Here is a 22,147-nt window from a genome sequence, read left to right on the forward strand (position 1 = left end):
GGCCGATATCGCGCAATGCCAGCAGCCATTGCAGCAGCACCTGCGGGTCGTCCTGCAGCGCCTGGTATTCGAACACCGGCAGTTGCAGCCGGTGGCCTTTGCCCTTGGTGGTAAAAAACGGTTTGCCGATCTGTTCGGCGATGGCCAGCGGCACACCGGCACCGTGGTCGCGAATACTGATGGTCAGGTTCTCGGCGTCCCAACCCAGCTGCACTTCCAGCCCTTCCGGGCAGGCGTCGGCGGCATTGTTCAGCAGGTTGAGCAGGGCCTGGGTCAGGTCCGGTGGCGGCGCCACCCGTGGTATCGGCCCCTGGCCCAGCAACTGGAAGCGATAGGTGGCTTCGGGGCGCATCAGGTGCCAGCGATCCAGCGCTTCGTTCAGCCAGACCGTGACCTCCTGCATCTCCACCGCCATCCGGCGATTGGCTTCGGCGGCCCGTACCAGTTGCTGCAAGGTTTCCTTGCACAGTTTCACCTGATCCTGGAGCACCCCCAGATCGTCCTGCAACATCGGGTCGAGGTGGTCCTGGCGCATTTCCTTGAGCAGCACGCTCATGGTCGCCAGGGGCGTCCCCAGTTCATGGGCGGCGCCAGCAGCCTGGGTCGCGACCGCCAGCAACTGCTGGTCACGCAGGCCCTCTTCGCGGCGGATCGCCCGCAGCTCTTCCTGCCGCCGCAACTCCTCGGCCATCCTCGCGGCGAAGAAGGTGATCACCGCCGCAGCCAGGGCGAAACTCAGCCACATCCCGTAGATCTGCAGGTTTTCCCGGGCGATGGGGAAGGTCTGCAGCGGGTAGAACTGGGCCAGCAGCAAGGTGTACATGGTCAGCGCGATGCCGGAGAGAATCACCGAATAACGCCACGGCAGGGTCACAGCGGCGATGGTCAGCGGCACCAGGTAATAGGAGACGAAGGGGTTGGTCGAACCGCCGGAGAAATACAGCAGGGCGCTGTGGATAAACAGGTCGCAGGCCAGTTGCACGGCATATTCCAGCTCGGTGACCGGCCACGAAGTGCGCAGGCGAATGGCGGTGAAGACGCAGAGAATCAGCGACAGCCCCAGGGTTACCCACAGCTGCAGCCAGGGCAGCGGCAACAGGTCGAGCCAGTAGGCAAGCCCCACCGAACCGGCCTGAGCGGCCAGAACCAGGATGCGGATGAAAGTCAGACGCCAGAGATTCTGACGAGTGGCGGAAAGCAGTTGTACGGGGGCGAGCATGAGCTCTCCTGATGAGCGCTCCAGGCGAATCGCGACGAGTATAACCATGCAGCGGCCCGCACAGGCAAAACTGCGGCAAACCGCCACAGTTTTTTTGCAACGGCCAATCGCGGGCTGATAGATGTATAGAAGTTGTAACGAACCGAACCAGACAATAAAGACTAGAGTCTGATGGTTTCACGCAGGCTGGGACCCGATGCCTGCGGATCGTACTCAAGGAGCTTTCATGCATACATTCAGTCGCAGCGCCGCCCTTCTCGCCCTCAGTGCCGGCACCCTCGCCAGCCTGCCGGCCCTGGCCGCCGATGAGCTGCATTACAACCAGGTCTCCCTGCGCGCCGAAGTCAGTCAGGAAGTGGCCCGCGACCTGATGATCGTCACCCTCTACACCGAAGAACAAAACAACGACCCGGCCAAACTCGCCGCCGACGTCAGCACCACCATGAACAAGGCGCTGGCCCAGGCCAAGCAAGTCAAGGACATCACCTTGCGCCAGGGCAGCCGCAACAGCTACCCGATCTACGACACCAAGGGCCAGAAGATCACCGGCTGGCGCGAACGCGCCGAACTGCGCCTGGAAAGCTCGGACTTCGCCGCGCTGTCCAAACTCACTGGCGAACTGCTGACCGATCTGAAGATGGGTGGCATGGACTTCGCCATCGCCGACCCGACCCGCAAGGCCAGCGAAGACAAGCTGCTCAAGCAAGCGGTCGACGCCTTCAAGGCCCGCGCGCAACTGACCACCGAAGCACTGGGCGGCAAGGGCTACAAGATCGTCAACCTGAACCTCAACAGCAATGGTTATCCACAGCCGTACCTGCGTGGGCCGATGATGATGAAAGCCGCCGCCATGGACGCCGCACCGGTCACTCCGGAAGTCGAAGCCGGCACCAGCCAGGTGAGCATGACCGCCGATGGCTCGATCGAAGTGCTGATGCCGTAACCTGTTCCCTGCCTCCCCAAAACGGCGGTAACCTCCAGCACGAGATCAGGTTACCGCTTTTTTGCTACCAGCCATTTCAACCCGAGCCTGAGGGACTCGCCCTTTTTTTGGAGAGGGAGAGGGGTGAGTTCGGCCACGTCAGTGATGCTAAAGTGACGGACCCCGGTATCGCGCCTATCAGACGTCATTGACGTCCACCGGGTATACTGCGCCTTTCCTATAAGAGTCTCTCCAATGACCGCAGATCGCATCGGCGAACGCCTGCGTCGCTATCGCCGCGCCGCCAAGAAAACCCTGCGCCAAATTGCCAGCGAATCCGGCCTGACCGCCAGTTTCCTTTCCCAAGCGGAACGCAATCTCACCGGCGTCTCGATCTCCTCCCTGGTCAACATTGCCAAGTCTCTGAACGTTCCGCTGAACGCCCTGTTCGACCAGCCGACCCAGGCACAACCCGACTCCCACGACGGCAAGCGGGTGCGCTACACCATCGAAGGCCAGCCCCTGTCCTACGAGCGGCTGTCCAGTTCCTTTCCCGGCAACCTGATCAACGCGGTGAAGATGAACATACCGGTGGGCTACCAGTCGGAACTGATTTCCCATGATGGCGCCGAGTTTTCCTACGTTCTTACGGGGCAGATTGTCTACACCATCGAGGGGCGCCAGTATCCCCTCGACGCCGGCGACTCGGTGCACTTCGACTCGACCAAACCTCACTACCTGGCTAACGTCGGCAACGGCCCGGCAGAAGTATTGACCGTCACGACCATGGGCCTGTTCGACGATCATTCAGCGGCCTGAACCCGCCCCGTGGTCGCCTGCGCAACCTCACAGACACCCCGTGCGCAAGAGAAATGTTAGTCACGCTTAATTTTCGTTGACCACGATTTCAGCATGACTTAATTTCGGCATCGGCGAATCGTCAATCAACTACACAACAAGCGATCGCCGCCGCCGCACAGGGTCCATGGGGCTGCATCCACTCCCCATGGAAGGCGAGTTGTCCCGGCCCACGAGGCCAATCCTCAGATACGCCCTAGAAAAAGAAAAAATGAGGTTTGCATGCGTAAGACCTTTCCGCTCCAGGTTTGGCAGACAGCGGGGCTGATCCTCGGCATCCCACTGTCCCACGCCGCCCGCAACCTCCACAGTGACAACCTCACTGCGAGCCACAACCTCAACACCGCAGGCGACGTGCTGTTCACCCGCCATCGCCGGCATGATTCCGGGCCTCCGTTCTCCACGGCCGCCCCCACCAAGCCGCCCTACTTCATCCGGTCAGCCCAATACGCCAGACATGTGCGCCAGGCAGGCAAGGCCAGACAGTTCAACCAGAAGCCGGTCGACACCTGCTCCAGCGACGCACCGACCGGAGGCACGACTCGCCCTGGCTGCCCCGCAAGAAGGCAACCTATGCACCAGAAAAAACCGGCGCATACGGTCAAATGCGTCAATATTTATACAAATGCGTCATTCATGTACGTCCGTTCCACTCCTTGATACTTGTGACGGCCCCGCATCTTGCATTGGGTATGGGGCCTGCATAAGTATCGGCGGGTCGACTCATAAGGTCGCCCTCTACACCAAAAATGACAACAAATCATGAGGCAACCATGTTCAAACAAGCAGTCATTCCGCTTTTAGTCAGCGCCGGCTTGCTCGCCAGTGCCCCTTTCGCCCAGGCGGCGACTAACCTGGTGTTCTGCTCCGAAGGGAGTCCGGCCGGTTTCGACCCAGGCCAGTACACCACCGGAACCGACTTCGACGCCTCAGCAGAAACCATCTTCAACCGTCTCAGCCAGTTCGAGCGTGGCGGCACCGCCGTCGTTCCTGGCCTGGCCACCAGTTGGGACATTTCCAGCGATGGCCTGACCTACACCTTCCATCTGCGCGATGGCGTCAAGTTCCACACCACCCCGTATTTCAAGCCGACTCGTGATTTCAACGCCGACGACGTGCTCTTCACGTTCAACCGCATGCTCGACAAGGACATGCCGTTCCGCAAGGCGTACCCGACCGAATTCCCTTACTTCACCGACATGGGGATGGACAGCAACATCACCAAGGTCGAGAAAGTCGACGACAAGACCGTCAAGTTCACCCTGAAAACCGTGGACGCCGCGTTCATCCAGAACCTGGCCATGAGCTTCGCCTCCATCCAGTCCGCCGAATACGCCGACCAGCTGCTCAAGGAAGGCAAGGCGAGCGATCTCAACCAGAAGCCGATCGGCACCGGCCCGTTCGTGTTCAAGAGCTACCAGAAAGACTCCAACATCCGTTACACCGGCAACAAGGATTACTGGAAGCCTGAGGACGTGAAGATCGACAACCTGATCTTCGCCATCACCACCGACCCGTCGGTCCGCATCCAGAAGCTGAAAAAGAATGAATGCCAGGTCACCCTGTTCCCGCGTCCGGCCGACCTCAAGGCCCTGGGCGAGGACAAGGACCTCAAGCTACCGCAACAGGCGGGCTTCAACCTCGGCTACATCGCCTACAACGTGATGCCTGTGCTCAAGGGCCGCACCGACGCCAACCCGCTGGCCGACCTCAAGGTCCGTCAGGCGCTGGACATGGCGGTGAACAAGCAGCAGATCATCGATTCGGTGTACCAGGGCGCGGGCCAGCTGGCGGTCAACGCCATGCCGCCGACCCAGTGGTCCTATGACAACACCATCAAGGATGCCAAGTACGACCCTGAGAAAGCCAAGGCGTTGCTCAAGGAAGCCGGCGTCAAGGAAGGCACCCAGATCACCCTGTGGGCCATGCCCGTGCAGCGTCCGTACAACCCGAACGCCAAGCTGATGGCTGAAATGCTGCAGTCCGACTGGGCCAAGATCGGCCTGAAGGTCAACATCGTCAGCTACGAGTGGGGCGAATACATCAAGCGTTCCAAAGGCGGCGAGAACCAGGCGATGATCATCGGCTGGAGCGGCGACAATGGTGACCCGGACAACTGGCTGGGCACCCTGTTCGGCTGCGACGCCATGAACGGCAACAACTTCTCCAAATGGTGCGACAAGCCTTACGACGCACTGATCAAGCAAGCCAAGGCCACCTCGGACGTGGCCAAACGCACCGAGCTGTACAAGCAGGCGCAACACCTCCTCAAAGACCAAGTCCCCATGACACCTATCGCACACTCGACGGTGTTCCAACCCATGCGCGCCAACGTGCAGGACTTCAAGATCAGCCCCTTCGGTCTGAACTCGTTCTACGGCGTCAGCATCAGCAAATAAGGGCCTGCAACGGCGACGTCAGCTGACGTCGCCGTTGCTTTACCTGCCGGACTGCCGGAACCCGAGTACCTCCCCCCTTGCTGCGCCCCATCGCGGTGAGCATGGACATCTCGGAAATTTCCTACATGTCTTTCAGGCTCCTTTGCATTTACTGCCCATGCCACAACCTCTACCGTTGAAGCATGGAGTGATGCATCCGTTGCCCGGTATTTGCTGCAAGCAATGACTTGGGATCGATGATGTCAACGCTTCCGGATGAGGCGATTGCTCACCGATCAAAACAATAAAAAGAGAGAGGGATCGTCATGCGTCACTCCCTGGTTTTATCCGCCCTGTTGGGCACCGGTCTGTTGACCATGACTTCCGCCAGCCTGGCGGCCAGCAACAGCCTGGTGTTCTGCTCCGAAGGCAGCCCGGCCGGCTTCGACACTGCGCAATACACCACGGCCACCGACAACGACGCGGCCGAGCCGCTGTACAACCGTCTGGCCGAGTTCGAAAAAGGCGCGACCAACGTGGTGCCGGGCCTGGCCACCAGCTGGGATATTTCCGCGGACGGCACGCAGTACACCTTCCACCTGCGCGAAGGGGTGAAGTTCCACAGCACGCCGTACTTCAAGCCCAGCCGCGACTTCAACGCCGACGATGTGCTCTTCACCTTCAACCGCATGCTCGATTCCGAGCACCCGTTCCGCAAGGCTTACCCGACCGAGTTTCCCTACTTCAACGGGATGAGCCTGAACAAGAACATCGCCAAGGTCGAGAAGACCGGGCCACTGACCGTGGTGATGACCCTGAACACGGTGGACGCCGCGTTCATCCAGAACATCGCCATGAGCTTCGCCTCGATTCTTTCCGCTGAATATGCCGACCAGTTGCTCAAGGCCGGCAAGCCCAGCGAGATCAACCAGAAGCCGATCGGCACCGGGCCGTTCGTGTTCAAGAGCTACCAGAAAGACTCCAACATCCGCTACACCGCCAACAAGCACTACTGGGACCCGAGCCGGGTCAAGCTCGACCAGCTGATCTTCGCCATCAACACCGATGCCTCGGTGCGCGTGCAGAAGCTCAAGGCCGGCGAATGCCAGGTCACCCTGCACCCGCGCCCGGCCGATGTCGAAGCGCTGAAAAAAGACCCGAAACTGCAACTGATCGAAAAGCCCGGTTTCAACCTCGGCTACATCGCCTACAACGTCCGCCACAAACCTTTCGACCAGCTCGAAGTGCGCCAGGCGCTGGACATGGCAGTGAACAAACAAGGCATCCTCAACGCCGTATACCAGGGCGCCGGCCAGCTGGCGGTCAACGCCATGCCGCCGACCCAGTGGTCCTACGACACCAGCATCAAGGACGCCGCCTACAACCCGGAAAAGGCCCGTGAGCTGCTCAAGGCCGCCGGGGTCAAGGAAGGCACGGAAATCACCCTCTGGGCCATGCCCGTGCAACGTCCTTACAACCCCAACGCCAAGCTGATGGCCGAGATGCTCCAGGCCGACTGGGGCAAGATCGGCCTGAAAGTGAAGATCGTCAGCTACGAATGGGGCGAGTACATCAAGCGCACCAAGAATGGCGAACACGACATCAGCCTGATCGGCTGGACCGGCGACAATGGCGACCCGGACAACTGGCTCGGCACCCTGTACAGCTGCGATGCCATTGGCGGCAACAACTACTCCATGTGGTGCGACCCGCAATACGACAAGCTGATCAAGCAAGCCAAGATCGTCACCGATCGCGAACAGCGCACAGAGCTTTACCGACAGGCCCAGCAGTTGCTGAAGCAGCAGGTGCCGATCACCCCTGTCGCCCACTCGACGGTCAACCAGCCGCTGAGCGCCAAGGTCGAGGGATTCAAGGTCAGCCCCTTCGGCCGCAACGTGTTCTCGGGCGTCAGTATCGACCAATAAATGATTAGCCAGGCCACTGGGGACGAAGCTCGCCCCCACGCAGACGTGCTGCCTGAATTCGGCGATCCGGCCGCCAGCAAACGTTTGTAATGCCTTGAATGAGTTGTAAACCAATAGCCAGTCAATCAAAAAGACCGGCATGAAAATAAAGAAAACAAAGGAGCTTCACTCATGAAACCGAGCAGTACCGCGATACTGGCCATGGCCATCAGTAGCATCACGGCGATGGCCCATGCGGAGTCCCAGAGCCAGGCATTCACCCCGGTAACAGTCAACACCAAGAGCGCCCAGGCTGAAGCCACCGGGTTCATCGAAGGTCAGTCGATCACTGGCTCGACTCGCAACTGGTACGCCAACGAGCAACTGAAGCGCGAAGGCAAGTTCCACTACAACAAGAACGGCTCACTGCAGGAAACCGATCGTCGTATCAACTGGGTTCAAGGCACCATCCTCAAGTACAACTCGGGCTTTACCGAAGGCACTGTGGGTATCAGCACCGAAGTGGCTGCCTACAACGCGATTGCACTTGAACGCGACCGCAAGAACCTCGCATCCGCCAATGGCGGTACGCCCATTCCAGGCGTTGGCGGCCGTGGCAACAACCGCACCCTGACCCGGGACGGCGGCGACGCCGAAGGCCAGTGGACCAAACTGGGACTGGCCAATATCAAGGCACGCATCTCCAACACCACCCTGACTGCCGGCCGCCAGAACTTCAGCAGCCCGCAGGTCGACGTCATCGGCAACCGTCCGCTGCCTTCGAGCTTCCAAGGGATCTCGATCCACAGTGAAGAACTGAACAACCTGAGTTTCGACGCAGCGACCTTCGACCGGGTATCGCCGCGTAGCGAACAGAGCCTGAGCAAGTTCCGCACCGAGTACACCGACAAGCTCATCGAAATCGATCATGTCAACACCCTCGGTGTCTCCTACCAACCATTTGCCAGCCTCAAGACCAGCCTTTGGGCAACCCAGGCAGAAGATATCTGGAAACAGTACTACTTCGGCGCCACCCACGAACTGGGCGACAGCCAGGTCCTGAGCCTGACCACCGGTCTGAACTACTACAAGACCGTGGACGAAGGCAAAGCCAAGATGGGTGAAATCGACAACGACACCTACTCGCTGTCGCTGGGGCTGACCCATCAGGCACACTCGTTGACCTTCTCCTACCAGGAAATCGCCGGTAACGAGTACTTCGACTACCTACATGAAACCAACGGCATCTACCTGGCCAACTCCCTGTTGTCGGACTTCAACGGTCCGAACGAGAAGTCGTTCCAGGTCGCCTACGGCCTGAACATGGCCGAATACGGCGTACCCGGTCTGAAGTTCAACATCTACCAGGCGCGTGGCTGGGGTATCGACGGTACCCACTACAAGGGCGGCGCCTACGACAGCGTGAAAACGATGGACGGCGAGCACCACTACGAATACGGCATCGGCACCACCTACGCAGTCCAGAGCGGTCCGCTCAAGGCAACCACGATCCGCGCGACCTACACTGCCCACCGCGCCAGCGAAAACCAGGCTGATGGCAGTATCAACGAGTTCCGTCTGGTCACCACTATTCCGTTCAACATTCTCTAACGCACCAGCCAAAACGGCGAATTCATGACGAATTCGCCGTTTTGGCTACTCTGGTTCAACCGATTGCAGAGGGTCCTAGATGAAAATGATGTCCCTGAAAGCGGCTGTCGCGGCCGCACTGCTGAGTGTCGCCGCAGGCGCCTCGGCCAAGCCCTTGGTGGTCTGTACCGAAGCCAGCCCGGAAGGCTTCGATATGGTCCAGTACACGACTGCAGTCACTGCCGACGCGGTGGCAGAAACCATCTTCAACCGCCTGGTGGACTTCAAGCCCGGTACCACCCAGATCGAACCGGCCCTGGCCGAGTCCTGGGAGATCAGCCCGGACGGCCTGACCTACACCTTCCACCTGCGCAAAGGCGTCAAGTTCCACAGTACCGATTACTTCAAGCCGACCCGCGAGATGAATGCCGACGACGTGGTCTGGAGTTTCCAGCGCCAGCTGGACCCGAAACACCCTTGGCATGACAAGTCCAGCGTGGGCTTCCCCTATTTCGAGAGCATGGGCTTCAAGGAGCTGCTCAAGAGCGTCGAAAAAACCGACGACCATACCGTGGTCTTCACCCTGACCCGGCGCGAAGCACCGTTCCTGGCCGACGTGGCCATGGCCTTCTCCTCGATCTTCCCGGCCGAATACGCCGACCAACTGCTCAAGGCCGGCCAGACCGGCGACCTGAACAGCAAGCCGATCGGCACCGGCCCGTTCATCTTCCAGCGCTACGCCAAGGACGCCCAAGTGCGCTTCAAGGCCAACCCGGACTATTTCCGCGGTAAACCGCCGGCCGAAGCGCTGATCCTGGCGATCACCACCGACAATAATGTGCGCCTGCAGAAGCTCAAGGCCAACGAGTGCCAGGTCGCCCTGTATCCGAAGCCGGACGACATCCCGAGCATCAAGGCCGACGCCAACCTGAAAGTCGACGACCTGGCCGCCATGACCGTGGGTTACGTCGCCCTCAACACCACCAAGAAGTACATGAGCGACCCACGGGTACGCCAAGCCATCAACATCGCCTTCGACAAGGAGGCCTACGTCAACAGCCTGTACGGCAATGGCAACGCGGTGATCGGCACCGGCCCCTACCCGCCGACCCTGCTGGGCTTCAACAGCAGCCTGGGCAACCCGAAGCGCGACCTGGACAAGGCCCGCGCCCTGCTCAAGGAAGCCGGGGTACCGGAAGGCACGGCCTTCAGCCTGTTCACCCGCAACGGCGGCGGCCCGACCAACCCCAACCCGCTGCTCGGCGCGCAGATGATGCAGGCCGACCTGGCCAAGATCGGCCTCAAGGTCGATATCCGTGTCATGGAATGGGGCGAAATGCTCAAGCGCGCGAAAAACGGCGAGCACGACATGGTGTCCGCGGGCTGGGCCGGGGATAACGGGGACCCGGACAACTTCCTGACCCCAAACCTCAGTTGCGAGGCCGCCAAAAACGGCGAAAACTACGCTCGGTGGTGTAACAAAGAGTTTCAGAACCTGATCGATCAGGCCCGTGCCGAACCCGAGCCGGCCAAACGCACTGCGCTGTATGAACAGGCCCAGACCATTTTCGACAAGGAGCAACCCTGGATCCCCATGGCCTATCCGAAAATGTTCACGGCCATGCGCAAGAACGTCGAGGGCTACCACCAGAGCCCGCTGACCACCAACAACTTCGCTACCACCCAGGTGAAGTAGATAAGAAACGTCCGGCATCCCTGACCCCAGGGATGCCGGACACGCCTAACCGGCTGATGAGGTACACCAGAAGATGTTTAGTTTTATTGCCCGCCGTGTGGGGTTGCTGATCCCCACATTCTTCGGCATCACCTTGCTGACCTTCGCCTTGATTCGCATGATCCCCGGCGACCCCGTGGAAGTCATGATGGGCGAACGCCGGGTCGACCCTGAGATGCATGCCCAGGCAATGGAACGCCTTGGTCTGAACAAACCGCTGTATGCCCAGTACCTGGACTACATCGGCAAGCTTGCCCACGGCGATCTGGGCGAGTCCCTGCGTACTCGCGAGAGTGTGTGGACCGAATTCACCTCCCTGTTCCCGGCGACCCTGGAACTGGCCTCGGCCGCGATGCTGTTCGCTGGCGTGATCGGCCTGCTGGCCGGGGTGATCGCCGCGCTGAAGCGAGGGTCCCTGTTCGACCATGGGGTGATGGGCGTGTCCCTGGCCGGCTATTCGATGCCGATCTTCTGGTGGGGCCTGATCCTCATCATGTTCTTCTCAGTAAGCCTGGGCTGGACCCCGGTGTCCGGGCGGCTCGACCTGCTCTACGACATCGAGCCGAGAACCGGCTTCATGCTCATCGACACCCTGCTGGCCGATGACACCAGCGCCTTCTTCGATGCCCTGCATCACCTGATCCTGCCGGCCATCGTGCTGGGCACCATTCCGCTGGCGGTGATCGCGCGGATGACCCGCTCCTCGATGCTCGAAGTGCTGCGCGAAGACTACATCCGCACCGCCAAGGCCAAGGGCCTGTCGCCGGCCCGGGTGGTGTTCATCCACGGCCTGCGCAACGCGCTGATCCCGGTTCTGACCGTGGTCGGCCTGCAAGTCGGCACCCTGCTGGCCGGCGCGGTCCTGACCGAAACCATCTTCTCCTGGCCCGGCATCGGCAAATGGCTGATCGAAGCCATCGGCGCCCGGGACTATCCCGTGGTGCAGAACGGCATCCTGTTGATCGCCTGCCTGGTGATCCTGGTCAACTTCGTGGTGGACATCCTCTACGGTTTTGCCAACCCACGCATTCGTCACCAGCGCTGAGGACATACTCATGAGCACTCCAACCTCCTCAGTCGCCACCCCTGCCGTGGCCATGGATCAAAGCCTGCTGTACCCGTCGCCGTACAAGGAGTTCTGGCAAGCGTTCTCGCGCAACAAGGGCGCGGTCGCCGGCCTGCTGTTCATGCTGCTGGTGATCTTCTGCGCGATCTTCGCGCCCTGGGTCGCCCCGCATAACCCGAGCGAGCAATACCGCGAGTTCCTGCTGACCCCGCCAGTCTGGCTCGAAGGCGGCCACTGGCAATTCATCCTCGGCACCGACGAACTGGGCCGCGACCTGCTGTCGCGACTGATCCACGGTTCGCGCCTGTCGCTGCTGATCGGCCTGTCGTCGGTAGTCATGTCGCTGATCCCGGGCATCCTCCTGGGCCTGTTCGCCGGGTTCTTCCCGCGTCTGCTCGGCCCGACCATCATGCGCCTGATGGACATCATGCTGGCCCTGCCATCGCTGCTGCTGGCCGTGGCGATCGTCGCCATCCTCGGCCCAGGCCTGATCAACACCGTGATCGCCATCGCCGTGGTGTCCCTGCCGTCCTACGTGCGCCTGACCCGCGCCGCGGTGATGGGCGAGCTGAACCGCGACTACGTGACCGCCGCGCGCCTGGCCGGTGCCGGCCTGCCGCGCCTGATGTTCATCACCGTGCTGCCCAACTGCATGGCGCCGCTGATCGTCCAGGCGACCCTGAGCTTCTCCTCGGCGATCCTCGACGCCGCGGCCCTGGGCTTCCTCGGCCTGGGCGTCCAGCCGCCGACCCCGGAGTGGGGCACCATGCTGGCCTCAGCCCGCGACTACATTGAACGCGCCTGGTGGGTAGTGAGCCTGCCGGGTCTGACCATTTTGCTCAGCGTGCTGGCAATCAACCTGATGGGCGACGGCCTGCGCGACGCGCTGGACCCGAAACTCAAGAACGCCGCCTGAGGAGATTCCCATGTCATTGCTAGAAATCAAGAATCTCAACGTACGCTTCGGCGACGCCAAGGCCGTTCCCGTGGTGGATGGCCTGGACCTGAAAGTGGACAAGGGCGAAGTCCTGGCCATCGTCGGCGAATCCGGTTCCGGCAAGTCCGTGACCATGATGGCGCTGATGGGGCTGATCGAGCATCCCGGCATCGTCACCGCCGACTCCCTCAGCTTCGACGGCAAGGACATGCTCAAGCTCAGCGCCCGGCAACGCCGGCAGATCGTCGGCAAGGACCTGGCCATGGTGTTCCAGGACCCGATGACCGCGCTGAACCCAAGCTACACCGTGGGCTACCAGATCGAGGAAGTGCTGCGCCTGCACTTGAAGATGTCCGGCAAGGCCGCCCGCAAGCGCGCCATCGAACTGCTGGAAAAAGTCGAGATCCCGGGCGCCGCCAGCCGCATGGACGCCTACCCGCACCAACTGTCCGGCGGCATGAGCCAGCGCGTGGCGATTGCCATGGCGATTGCCGGCGAGCCGAAGCTGCTGATCGCCGACGAACCGACCACCGCCCTGGACGTGACCATCCAGGCACAGATCATGGAGCTGCTGCTGCACCTGCAACGCGAGCAGAACATGGGCCTGGTGCTGATCACCCACGACCTGGCCGTGGTCGCCGAAACCGCCCAGCGCGTGTGCGTGATGTACGCCGGGCAAGCGGTGGAAGTGGGCAAGGTGCCGGAGCTGTTCGACATCCCGGCGCACCCCTACACCGAAGCGCTGCTGGCGGCGATCCCCGAACACAGCATGGGCGCCGCGCGCCTGTCGACCCTGCCGGGCATCGTTCCCGGTCGCTACGACCGTCCGCAAGGCTGCCTGCTGTCGCCGCGCTGCCCGTACGTGCAGGAAAACTGCCGCCAGCAGCGTCCTAGTCTCGATCCGAAAGCCGCCAGCCTCGCGCGCTGCTTCTACCCGCTGAATCAGGAGGTGGCGTAATGGCCGTCGTTCTTACCGCCCGCAACCTGACCCGCCACTACGAAGTGTCCCGTGGCCTGTTCAAGGGCCATGCGACCGTGCGCGCCCTCAACGGCGTGTCGTTCGAGCTGGAAGCCGGCAAGACCCTCGCCGTGGTCGGCGAATCGGGCTGCGGCAAATCCACCCTGGCCCGTGCCCTGACCCTGATCGAGGAGCCGTCCTCCGGCTCCCTGAAAATCGCCGGCCAGGAAGTCGCCGGGGCCGACAAGGCCCAGCGCAAGCAGCTGCGCAAAGACGTGCAGATGGTGTTCCAGAGCCCCTACGCCTCGCTCAACCCACGGCAGAAGATCGGCGATCAGCTTGCAGAGCCTTTGTTGATCAACACCAAGCTGTCGGCCAGCGAACGCCGGGAAAAGGTCCAGGCAATGATGAAGCAGGTAGGCCTGCGCCCCGAGCATTATCAGCGCTACCCGCACATGTTCTCCGGCGGCCAGCGCCAGCGTATCGCCCTGGCCCGCGCCATGATGCTGCAACCGAAAGTGCTGGTGGCGGACGAACCGACCTCGGCGCTGGACGTGTCGATCCAGGCCCAGGTGCTGAACCTGTTCATGGACCTGCAGCAGGAGTTCAACACCGCCTACGTGTTCATCTCCCACAACCTGGCGGTGGTGCGTCACGTCGCCGACCACGTGATGGTGATGTACCTCGGCCGGCCGGTGGAAGTGGGTCCGAAAGAGGACATCTACACCCGTCCCCTGCACCCTTACACCCAGGCGTTGCTGTCGGCCACGCCGACCATTCACCCGGACCCGGACAAGCCGAAGATCAAGATCGTCGGCGAACTGCCCAACCCGCTGAACCCACCATCCGGCTGCGCGTTCCACAAGCGCTGCCCGTACGCTACCGAACGCTGCAGCAAGGAAGAGCCGGCCCTGCGCCTGCTCGACACGCGCCAGGTGGCCTGCCACTACGCCGAGCAGTTCCTCGGCTGACACGCAAAAAAAGCGCCCTGGTAACCCGGGGCGCCTCTTCGGTGTTCTACCAGCCCCTTCTACCGGATCGCGCATCGGTCCGGCAGGAGGGGTTTTCTTTTCTCGCCAGAATCTTGCTCAGCCATTGCTCTCGTCGTCGGGGTTATCGGGGTCCGGCTCATCGGTGGTCGAGTCATCATCGCCCGCACTGCCACCTTGCCCCTGATCGCCCGGTTCGGATTCCGATTTGGCGATCATCTGCACGCCATTCTGTACATGCCCTGGCACCCAGAAACCCGGTACCCGTACGGCCTGATCGCCGGCCCAGGCCGCGGACATGCCGAGCGACAACAGCACCAGCACCTTGAGTGACAACACAACCCGTTGGAAAACACTCATGTTGATTCCGTCCTTTATCCAGGTGAATCAATGATGGCCACAGCCCCCGATTTTCAAGGCCAGGCTTCGTATGAAACCTAGCCCCGAAGCCATGGCTTTTCCAGACAGGAAGCCAGCCAGTGGCGTGGCTGGCTAGACAGCTTTCGACTAGGCCTTAAAACTTCCGGTTATGCCCCGCTCTCCAGCGGGCTGCGGCCCCACCCTATCCGTAGGTACGAAAAAGCCCCGCTGTTTGGGCAGCGGGGCTTTTGGGTGGAGCGTCGTTCAGACCTTAGTGATGCTCGCGGGTCGCGCGGAATTTCACGTCCGGCCAGCGCTCTTCCATCAGCGCCAGGTTGACCCGGGTCGGGGCCAGGTAGGTCAGGTGACCGCCGCCGTCCAGCGCCAGGTTTTCCACGGCCTTGTTGGAGAATTCCTCGAGCTTCTTCTTGTCGCTGCAATCGATCCAGCGCGCGGACCACACGGTGATCGGCTCGTAGGAGCACTCGACCTTGTATTCCTCCTTCAGGCGGCTGGCGACCACATCGAACTGCAGCACACCGACGGCGCCGAGGATGATGTCGTTGCTGCGCTCGGGGAAGAACACCTGGGTCGCGCCCTCTTCGGCCAGTTGCTGCAGGCCCTGGCGCAGTTGCTTGGACTTCAGCGGGTCGCGCAGGCGTACACGGCGGAACAGCTCCGGGGCGAAGTGCGGAATACCGGTGAACCCCAGGGCCTCGCCTTCGGTGAAGGTGTCGCCGATCTGGATGGTACCGTGGTTGTGCAGGCCGATGATGTCGCCGGCGTAGGCTTCTTCGAGCTGTTCACGCTCGGAGGAGAAGAAGGTCAGGGCGTCGCCGATGCGCACGTCCTTGCCGGTACGCACGTGGCGCATCTTCATGCCCTTCTCGTACTTGCCCGAGCAGATGCGCATGAAGGCGATCCGGTCGCGGTGCTTGGGGTCCATGTTCGCCTGGATCTTGAACACGAAGCCTGTGAACCTCTCCTCCTGCGGCTGCACGGTACGTTCGTTGGCCACCCGCGCCAGGGGCAGCGGCGCCCAGTCGACGACCGCGTCGAGCACATGGTCGACCCCGAAGTTGCCCAGGGCGGTACCGAAAAACACCGGGGTCAGTTGGCCGTCCATGAACTCCTGCTGATCGAACTCGTGGCAGGCCCCTTGCACCAGCTCAAGCTGCTCGAGGAAACGTTCGTACTCGTCGCCCAGGTGCGCGCGGGCCTCAGGGGAGTCGAGCTTCTCGATGATCTTGGTTTCGATGCGCTCGTGACCGTGACCCGGGGTGTAGACGATGATGTAGTCGCCCGCCAGGTGGTATACGCCCTTGAAGTCGCGGTAGCAGCCGATCGGCCAGGTGATGGGCGCGGCCTTGATCTTCAGGACCGCTTCGATTTCGTCGAGCAGTTCGATCGGGTCGCGGATGTCGCGGTCGAGTTTGTTGATGAAGCTGACGATCGGCGTGTCGCGCAGCCGGCAGACGTCCATCAGGGCGATGGTCCGCGGCTCTACGCCCTTACCGCCGTCGAGTACCATCAGCGCCGAGTCCACCGCGGTCAGGGTGCGGTAGGTGTCTTCCGAGAAGTCTTCGTGGCCCGGGGTGTCGAGCAGGTTGATCATGTGTTCGCGATAAGGGAACTGCATGACCGACGTGGTAATGGAAATACCCCGCTGCTTCTCCATTTCCATCCAGTCGGAGGTGGCATGGCGGTCGGACTTGCGGGATTTCACCGTACCGGCAACGGCAATCGCCTTGCCCATCAGCAGGAGCTTTTCGGTGATGGTGGTCTTACCCGCATCCGGGTGGGAAATAATGGCGAACGTGCGTCTGGCGTTGACTTCGTTGACGATTTTACTATCGGACATCGCTTGAGATCTCGATTGCGTGCAAGGCTGCGCACGCAGTTAAAAAATACCTTTGGCCGATTGCAAAGGCCAACACAGAGAACCGCGCATGGTAACAAATGGCGCTCGAAAATACCCGCCAGGATGACGTCCGGTGCCAGTTGCCGTCATAGCACGCGGCTCCCGCGCTACCACATGATGTAAATGGAACATCCGGCTGAAACTTCACCGCCGCAAGTATCAACTGGCGCAAACTTCTCAACGAATAGAGCCCAGCCCTGATAAACATGGAAAGTTAAACTTCTTCACCACAGCATCCCTCCCCTACAAACAAAAACAAATCACGACCTATAAGATCGTTCGCCTCTTCAACTGCAACTTCAAACCAACTTGCAACCCAACTCATAGAGCGCCAGGCACCGCAACGCGAGGCGATGCCAGCCCTGCCCTGGCGCTTCAGGCGCCTTTCAATGAAAGATCCTCAGGTAGCCACACAATCGGCGCTCCATCCACTTCGCGTATTTAAAGAAATAGCCCCATAGCGCTTCAGACTGTTCTGAGTTCCAGCCAAACAGGCGGCTGATAGATTCAACGCGCCAACTAAACGACTTCCCCGTCACTCGCCCTACCTCATTAAACGTTCGCGCACGGCTTCGCCGGCAGTGCTGCCTGGGCGCTCGACGGGAAGAAGAGAACAGTGGCACGGAACCAACGCCCCAATCGAATCCGGGGCGATCCGGGCTTTCTGGGCACGACCCATTCTGCTGGGGGGACCAGCAGGGTTTTCATACGAGAGGACGCATCATGAACAAAAGCTATGCATTGGTCTGGAACCAGGCACTGGGCTGCTGGAACGTCGCCAGCGAATGGACCCGTCGACGCGGCAAGGCCGGGCGCAGCAAAGCCGTGATCGCCGCCGGCGCATCGCTGCTCGGCCTGCTCGTCCAGGCGCCGGCATTCGCCCTGCCCAGCGGAGCGGACATAGTCGCCGGCGACGCCGGCATGCATACCTCCGCCGACGGCAAGCACCTGACCGTCGACCAGCAGAGCAACAAGCTGATCACTAACTGGAACGACTTCAACGTCAGCGCCGACGAACGGGTCAGCTTCCAGCAATCCGGCCGCGACGCCATCGCCCTCAACCGCGTCGTTGGCAGCAACGGCAGCGATATCCAGGGCCGGATCGACGCCAACGGCCAAGTGTTCCTGATCAACCCTAACGGCGTGGTCTTCGGCAAGTCCGCCCAGGTCGACGTCGGTGGCCTGGTGGTGTCGACCCAGAACCTGGCCGACAAGGACTTCATCGACGGCAACTACCGTTTCGCCGGCGACTCCGCCGCCAGCATCAGCAACGCCGGCACCCTCACCGCCGCTGACGGTGGCAGCGTCGCCCTGCTCGGCGCCCAGGTCAGCAACAACGGTGTGATCCAGGCGCGCCTCGGCAATGTCGCCCTGGCCGCCGGCAAGGACATCACCCTCAACTTCGACGGCAACGGCCTGCTCAACCTGCAGATCGACGGCGCCGCGGTGGATGCCCTGGCGCAAAACGGCGGCCTGATCAAGGCCGATGGCGGCCAGGTGCTGATGAGCGCCAAGAGCGCCGACAGCCTGCTCAAGACCGTGGTCAACAACCAGGGCGTGATCGAAGCCAGGACCCTGCAGGGCAAGGCGGGGCGGATCGTGCTCGACGGCGGCGACCGCGGCATCGTCCAGGTCGCCGGCCGCCAGGACGCCAGCGCCCTCGACGGCCAGGGCAACGGCGGTACCGTGGAAAACCGCGGCGCCCAGGTCGAGGTGCAATTGGCCGCCCAGGTGGATACCCGGGCCGACAAGGGCGAGACCGGCACCTGGAAAATCCGCACCGACACCCTCACGGTCGCCAACTCCGAGGGCGGGGCCAGCCAACGCGGCCTGAACAACCAGAACGGGCTCAACGGCAATACTTCGGCCGGCAACCCGACCCTGCGCGCCGATACCCTGGCGGCCAACCTGAACACCACCCATATCGATTTGACCAGCAACAACAGCCTGTCGGTCAAGGCTCCGCTGGCCTGGCGCAACGGCAACAAGCTGAGCCTGACCGCCGAACAGGGCGACGTCCGCATCGATGCAGCGCTGAGCGCCAGTGGCGACAAAGCCCGCCTGGCCCTGAACGCCCGCAACGGCAGCGTGCGCCTGAACGACAACATCGGCCTCACTGGCGCAGGCGCCGGCCTGGAGCTGAATACCAGCAGCAATGGTTATTCGATCAAGGACGGCAAGGCCGTGACGCTGTCTGGCGCCGAGGCAAGCTTCCAGGCCAACGGTCAGAACTACGCGGTCATCCAAGACCTGGCACAACTGCGCAACGTCGACCAGGACCTGGGCGGCCGCTATGTGCTGGGCAACAAGATCGCCGGCAACGGTGCCAGCTTCCTGTCCCTGGCCGACAGAAGCGGGTTCTACGGGGTATTCGATGGCCTGGGCAACAGCATCGACAACTTGTCGGTCTACGGCACCGGCGCCTTTGTCGGCCTGTTCAGTTCGAACTCCGGCGAAATCCGCAACCTGAACCTCGACCGCATCTCGGTCAGCGGCGCGCGCTCCACTCACTACAACACCCAGGTCGGCACCCTGGCGGGTGTCAACGTCGGTCGTATCGACAACGTCAAGGCCAGCAACGTAAGCGTCACCGGCACCGACCACTTCAATAGCCTGGGCGGCCTGGTAGGGTTGAACCTGGAGAAGGGCAGCATCGCCAACTCCTCGGCCAGCGGCAGCGTGATCGCCAACGGCTACACCTTTGCCATGGGCGGCCTGGTGGGTGAAAACATCGGCAACGGCCAAGGCGTGGCCAGCATCACCAACAGCCGCGCCGACGTGGCGCTGAACGGGCGTTCGTCCTTCATCAGCGCAGGCGGCCTGGTCGGAGTCAACCGCAGCGCCCGGATCAGCAACAGCAGCAGCGCCGGTTCGATCGAACTGAGCGGAGACAGCATGGAACTGGGCGGCCTGGTCGGGCTCAACGAAGGCACCTCCGCCACCCGCCTGACCAACGTCAGCTCCACCGTCAACGTCAAGGGAACGGGCCGTAACGGTTACTTCGGCGGCCTGGTCGGCTTCAACAACGGCGGCGCCGTGACCAATGCCTCGGCCAGCGGCAGCGTGACCGGCGACAACGCCCTGGCCATCGGCGGGCTGATCGGCTTCAACAGCGGCGGTGCGCTGACCAATGCCTCGGCCAACGGCACTGTGAGCGGCACCCGCACCCAGGCGCTCGGCGGGCTGATCGGCCTCAACCACCGCAGTTCGCTGACCAACGTCTCGGCCGGCGGCAAGGTGACCGGCAACGGCGCCCAGGCCATCGGCGGGCTGATCGGCAAGAACACGGGCAGCAGCCTCACCAACGCTTCGGCCAACGGCGATGTGCTGGATACCGCCAGCCTGCATGTGGGCGGCCTGGTTGGCCTGAACGAGTCGAGCAACCACTCCGGCGTCAAGGCCTCGGGCAACGTGACCGGCGGCAAGGGCGCCCATGTCGGCGGCTTGATCGGCCTCAGTTCCGGCAGCTCGCTGAGCAACGCCTCCGCCACCGGCAAGGTGACCGGCAGCGGTACGCAAGCGATCGGCGGCCTGATCGGCACGCATATCCAGGGCTCGCTCACCAACGCAACCGCCAGCGGCGAAGTCACGGATGAAAACGGCAGCAACCTCGGCGGGCTGATCGGCTCCAGCCAGGGCGGCAACCACACCAACCTCAAGGCCTCCGGCAGCGTGACCGGTGGCGCCAATGCCAATGTCGGCGGGTTGATCGGGCTGCAGACCAGCGGTTCGCTGAGCAATGCCTCGGCGCTCGGCAACGTCCGGGCCGGGAACTCGGCGGTTATCGGCGGGCTGATCGGCCAGGGCCGCAACACCGTGCTGCGCAACGCCACGGCCTCCGGCACGGTAACCGGCGGAGCTAACTCCCAGGCCGGCGGCCTGGTCGGCAACCTGGCCGGCGGCGGCATTACCGGCTCTTCGGCCAAAGGCGATGTCGAGGCCGGCACCGAAAGCCACGTGGGCGGGCTGGTCGGTGGCAACATCGGCTCGATCCGCTTCTCGTCGGCCAGCGGCAAGATCGTGTCCTTGGGGGCCGACAACCTGTATGGCGGCCTGATCGGGGTGAACCTCGGCCAGCAGTCGTTCAACAGCGTCAAAGGCGAAGCCGCCAAGGTGCCGATGATCGGCCGCAACTTCACCTTCTGACCCCTTCCCGCTCCGGCTAAACCGGTCGCCGGCCGGACCTGTCCGCACAGGTCCGGCCGGCGCTTCAAAGGGCCGGAAGACCCGCCCTCGACCTCAATCCTGAACGCCGAACCCTGTAGCCGCTGCGCTCGACAGCGGCTACACCGCGGATGGGCATCAGAAGTATCGGACTTGCAGGATGAAGGGTGGCCAAACGCTGCCGATTGTGGAACCTTTTAAAAGGTGGAGGCGTCCACTTCCCTGTTACGAGCTTTGCGTCAGGGGTAGAAAAATCAGCAAGTTAGCCTGACGGGGCTATGCGTATGGCTCGATCCCGCGCTGTTTCCGGCGCATCGACGAGCTGCTTCTCGCGACCGTTCCCTTGGCAGCCAGGCATGGCATTGCCACACAAGGAAACGCTCGCCGACCTGAAAAAGGAGTCCGCCTGTGGCTATTCGCTATGGCAAAGGGCTGATAGGAGGCGTGGCGGTCATCGCCCTCCTGGCCCTGCTGGTCCACTGGATCGGCATCGATACGATCGAACACTACCGCGACGATCTGTTGTTTTACCTGCAAGCCCATCTGTACCTGGTACTCGCTTCAATGTTCGCCGCCCTCGTGGTGGGGGTACCCGCCGGCATCCTGCTCAGCCGACCGCCCATGGTCGGGCGTGCCGAGCGCTTCATGCAACTGTTCAACATCGGCAACACCATCCCTCCCCTGGCCGTCCTGGCCATCGCCCTGGGGATCCTCGGCATCGGCAGCGGGCCGGCCATCTTCGCCCTGTTCCTCGCCTCCTTGCTGCCCATCGTGCGCAACACCTACGAAGGCCTGAAGAACGTCCAGGGCTCCCTCAAGGAAGCCGCCGTCGGCATCGGCATGACCCCGCGCCAGGTGCTGTGGCAAGTCGAGTTGCCCAACGCCGTGCCGATCATCGTCGGCGGCGTACGCGTGGCCCTGGCGATCAACGTCGGCACTGCGCCACTGGCCTTCCTGATCGGCGCCAACAGTCTGGGCAGCCTGATCTTTCCCGGCATCGCCCTGAACAATCAGCCGCAACTGTTGCTCGGCGCGGCGTGCACCGCCCTGCTGGCCCTGCTGCTCGACGGTTTGGTGACACTGGCCAGCCGCCTCTGGCTGGAACGCGGCCTGCGCCCGTCTTAAGCCTGCGAAGGAATTCAC

At 62.2% G+C, this 22,147-nt stretch carries 16 protein-coding genes; 13 read left to right on the forward strand and 3 right to left on the reverse strand.

Annotation, left to right across the window (positions count from 1 at the left end; all coding sequences use genetic code 11):
* On the reverse strand, nucleotides 1–1,219 hold a 1,219-nt coding region (locus tag ACQKQA_RS18935), incomplete at its 3' end, for an ATP-binding protein (protein ID WP_427560783.1).
* Nucleotides 1,220–1,445: 226 nt separating this feature from the next.
* Between ACQKQA_RS18935 and ACQKQA_RS18940 the strand changes: the two genes are divergently transcribed.
* From ACQKQA_RS18940 to ACQKQA_RS18990, 11 genes are all read left to right on the forward strand, one after another.
* On the forward strand, nucleotides 1,446–2,162 hold the full coding sequence (locus tag ACQKQA_RS18940) for an SIMPL domain-containing protein (RefSeq protein WP_427560786.1): 717 nt from the start codon (nucleotides 1,446–1,448) through the stop codon (nucleotides 2,160–2,162).
* Nucleotides 2,163–2,396: 234 nt separating this feature from the next.
* Nucleotides 2,397–2,960: a cupin domain-containing protein gene (locus ACQKQA_RS18945; RefSeq protein WP_427560789.1), complete on the forward strand. Its 564-nt coding sequence runs from the start codon at nucleotides 2,397–2,399 to the stop codon at nucleotides 2,958–2,960.
* Nucleotides 2,961–3,221: 261 nt separating this feature from the next.
* Nucleotides 3,222–3,659, forward strand: coding sequence for a hypothetical protein (locus ACQKQA_RS18950; RefSeq protein ID WP_427560792.1), 438 nt, complete (start codon nucleotides 3,222–3,224; stop codon nucleotides 3,657–3,659).
* A 113-nt stretch (nucleotides 3,660–3,772) separates the two neighbouring features.
* Complete coding sequence (locus tag ACQKQA_RS18955; RefSeq protein WP_427560795.1) at nucleotides 3,773–5,398, forward strand: ABC transporter substrate-binding protein; 1,626 nt, start codon at nucleotides 3,773–3,775, stop codon at nucleotides 5,396–5,398.
* Nucleotides 5,399–5,703: 305 nt separating this feature from the next.
* A complete protein-coding gene (locus ACQKQA_RS18960) occupies nucleotides 5,704–7,305 on the forward strand; it encodes an ABC transporter substrate-binding protein (RefSeq protein WP_427560798.1) in 1,602 nt (533 codons plus the stop codon).
* 171 nt (nucleotides 7,306–7,476) lie between these two features.
* Nucleotides 7,477–8,895, forward strand: coding sequence for an OprD family porin (locus ACQKQA_RS18965; protein WP_427560801.1), 1,419 nt, complete (start codon nucleotides 7,477–7,479; stop codon nucleotides 8,893–8,895).
* A gap of 79 nt (nucleotides 8,896–8,974) precedes the next feature.
* Nucleotides 8,975–10,570, forward strand: coding sequence for an ABC transporter substrate-binding protein (locus ACQKQA_RS18970; RefSeq protein ID WP_427560804.1), 1,596 nt, complete (start codon nucleotides 8,975–8,977; stop codon nucleotides 10,568–10,570).
* Between the two features lie 73 nt (nucleotides 10,571–10,643).
* The gene (locus ACQKQA_RS18975; protein ID WP_427560807.1) at nucleotides 10,644–11,654 is read left to right on the forward strand and encodes an ABC transporter permease subunit; all 1,011 of its coding nucleotides are present in this window, start codon (nucleotides 10,644–10,646) and stop codon (nucleotides 11,652–11,654) included.
* Between the two features lie 10 nt (nucleotides 11,655–11,664).
* Nucleotides 11,665–12,591, forward strand: a complete 927-nt coding sequence (locus ACQKQA_RS18980; RefSeq protein ID WP_427560810.1) for an ABC transporter permease subunit — start codon at nucleotides 11,665–11,667, stop codon at nucleotides 12,589–12,591.
* 10 nt (nucleotides 12,592–12,601) lie between these two features.
* Entirely contained in the window at nucleotides 12,602–13,570 is a 969-nt protein-coding gene (locus ACQKQA_RS18985; protein WP_427560812.1) for an ABC transporter ATP-binding protein, read from the forward strand.
* On the forward strand, nucleotides 13,570–14,541 hold the full coding sequence (locus tag ACQKQA_RS18990) for a peptide ABC transporter ATP-binding protein (protein WP_427560815.1): 972 nt from the start codon (nucleotides 13,570–13,572) through the stop codon (nucleotides 14,539–14,541). The genes ACQKQA_RS18985 and ACQKQA_RS18990 overlap by 1 nt, the downstream gene beginning before the upstream one ends.
* Before the next feature lie 117 nt (nucleotides 14,542–14,658).
* Here ACQKQA_RS18990 and ACQKQA_RS18995 read toward each other — a convergent pair whose 3' ends face one another.
* Together ACQKQA_RS18995 and ACQKQA_RS19000 are read right to left on the reverse strand one after the other, a co-directional pair.
* The gene (locus ACQKQA_RS18995) at nucleotides 14,659–14,919 is read right to left on the reverse strand and encodes a hypothetical protein (RefSeq protein ID WP_427560818.1); all 261 of its coding nucleotides are present in this window, start codon (nucleotides 14,917–14,919) and stop codon (nucleotides 14,659–14,661) included.
* 271 nt (nucleotides 14,920–15,190) lie between these two features.
* Entirely contained in the window at nucleotides 15,191–16,780 is a 1,590-nt protein-coding gene (locus ACQKQA_RS19000; RefSeq protein WP_427560821.1) for a peptide chain release factor 3, read from the reverse strand.
* Nucleotides 16,781–17,563: 783 nt separating this feature from the next.
* Between ACQKQA_RS19000 and ACQKQA_RS19005 the strand changes: the two genes are divergently transcribed.
* Complete coding sequence (locus ACQKQA_RS19005; protein WP_427560823.1) at nucleotides 17,564–20,986, forward strand: GLUG motif-containing protein; 3,423 nt, start codon at nucleotides 17,564–17,566, stop codon at nucleotides 20,984–20,986.
* A gap of 426 nt (nucleotides 20,987–21,412) precedes the next feature.
* Nucleotides 21,413–22,129: an ABC transporter permease gene (locus ACQKQA_RS19010; RefSeq protein ID WP_427560824.1), complete on the forward strand. Its 717-nt coding sequence runs from the start codon at nucleotides 21,413–21,415 to the stop codon at nucleotides 22,127–22,129.
* The last annotated feature ends 18 nt before the right edge of the window (nucleotides 22,130–22,147 follow it).

The sequence above is a fragment of the Pseudomonas sp. NPDC089530 genome, from assembly GCF_050280705.1.
Classification (GTDB): domain Bacteria; phylum Pseudomonadota; class Gammaproteobacteria; order Pseudomonadales; family Pseudomonadaceae; genus Aquipseudomonas.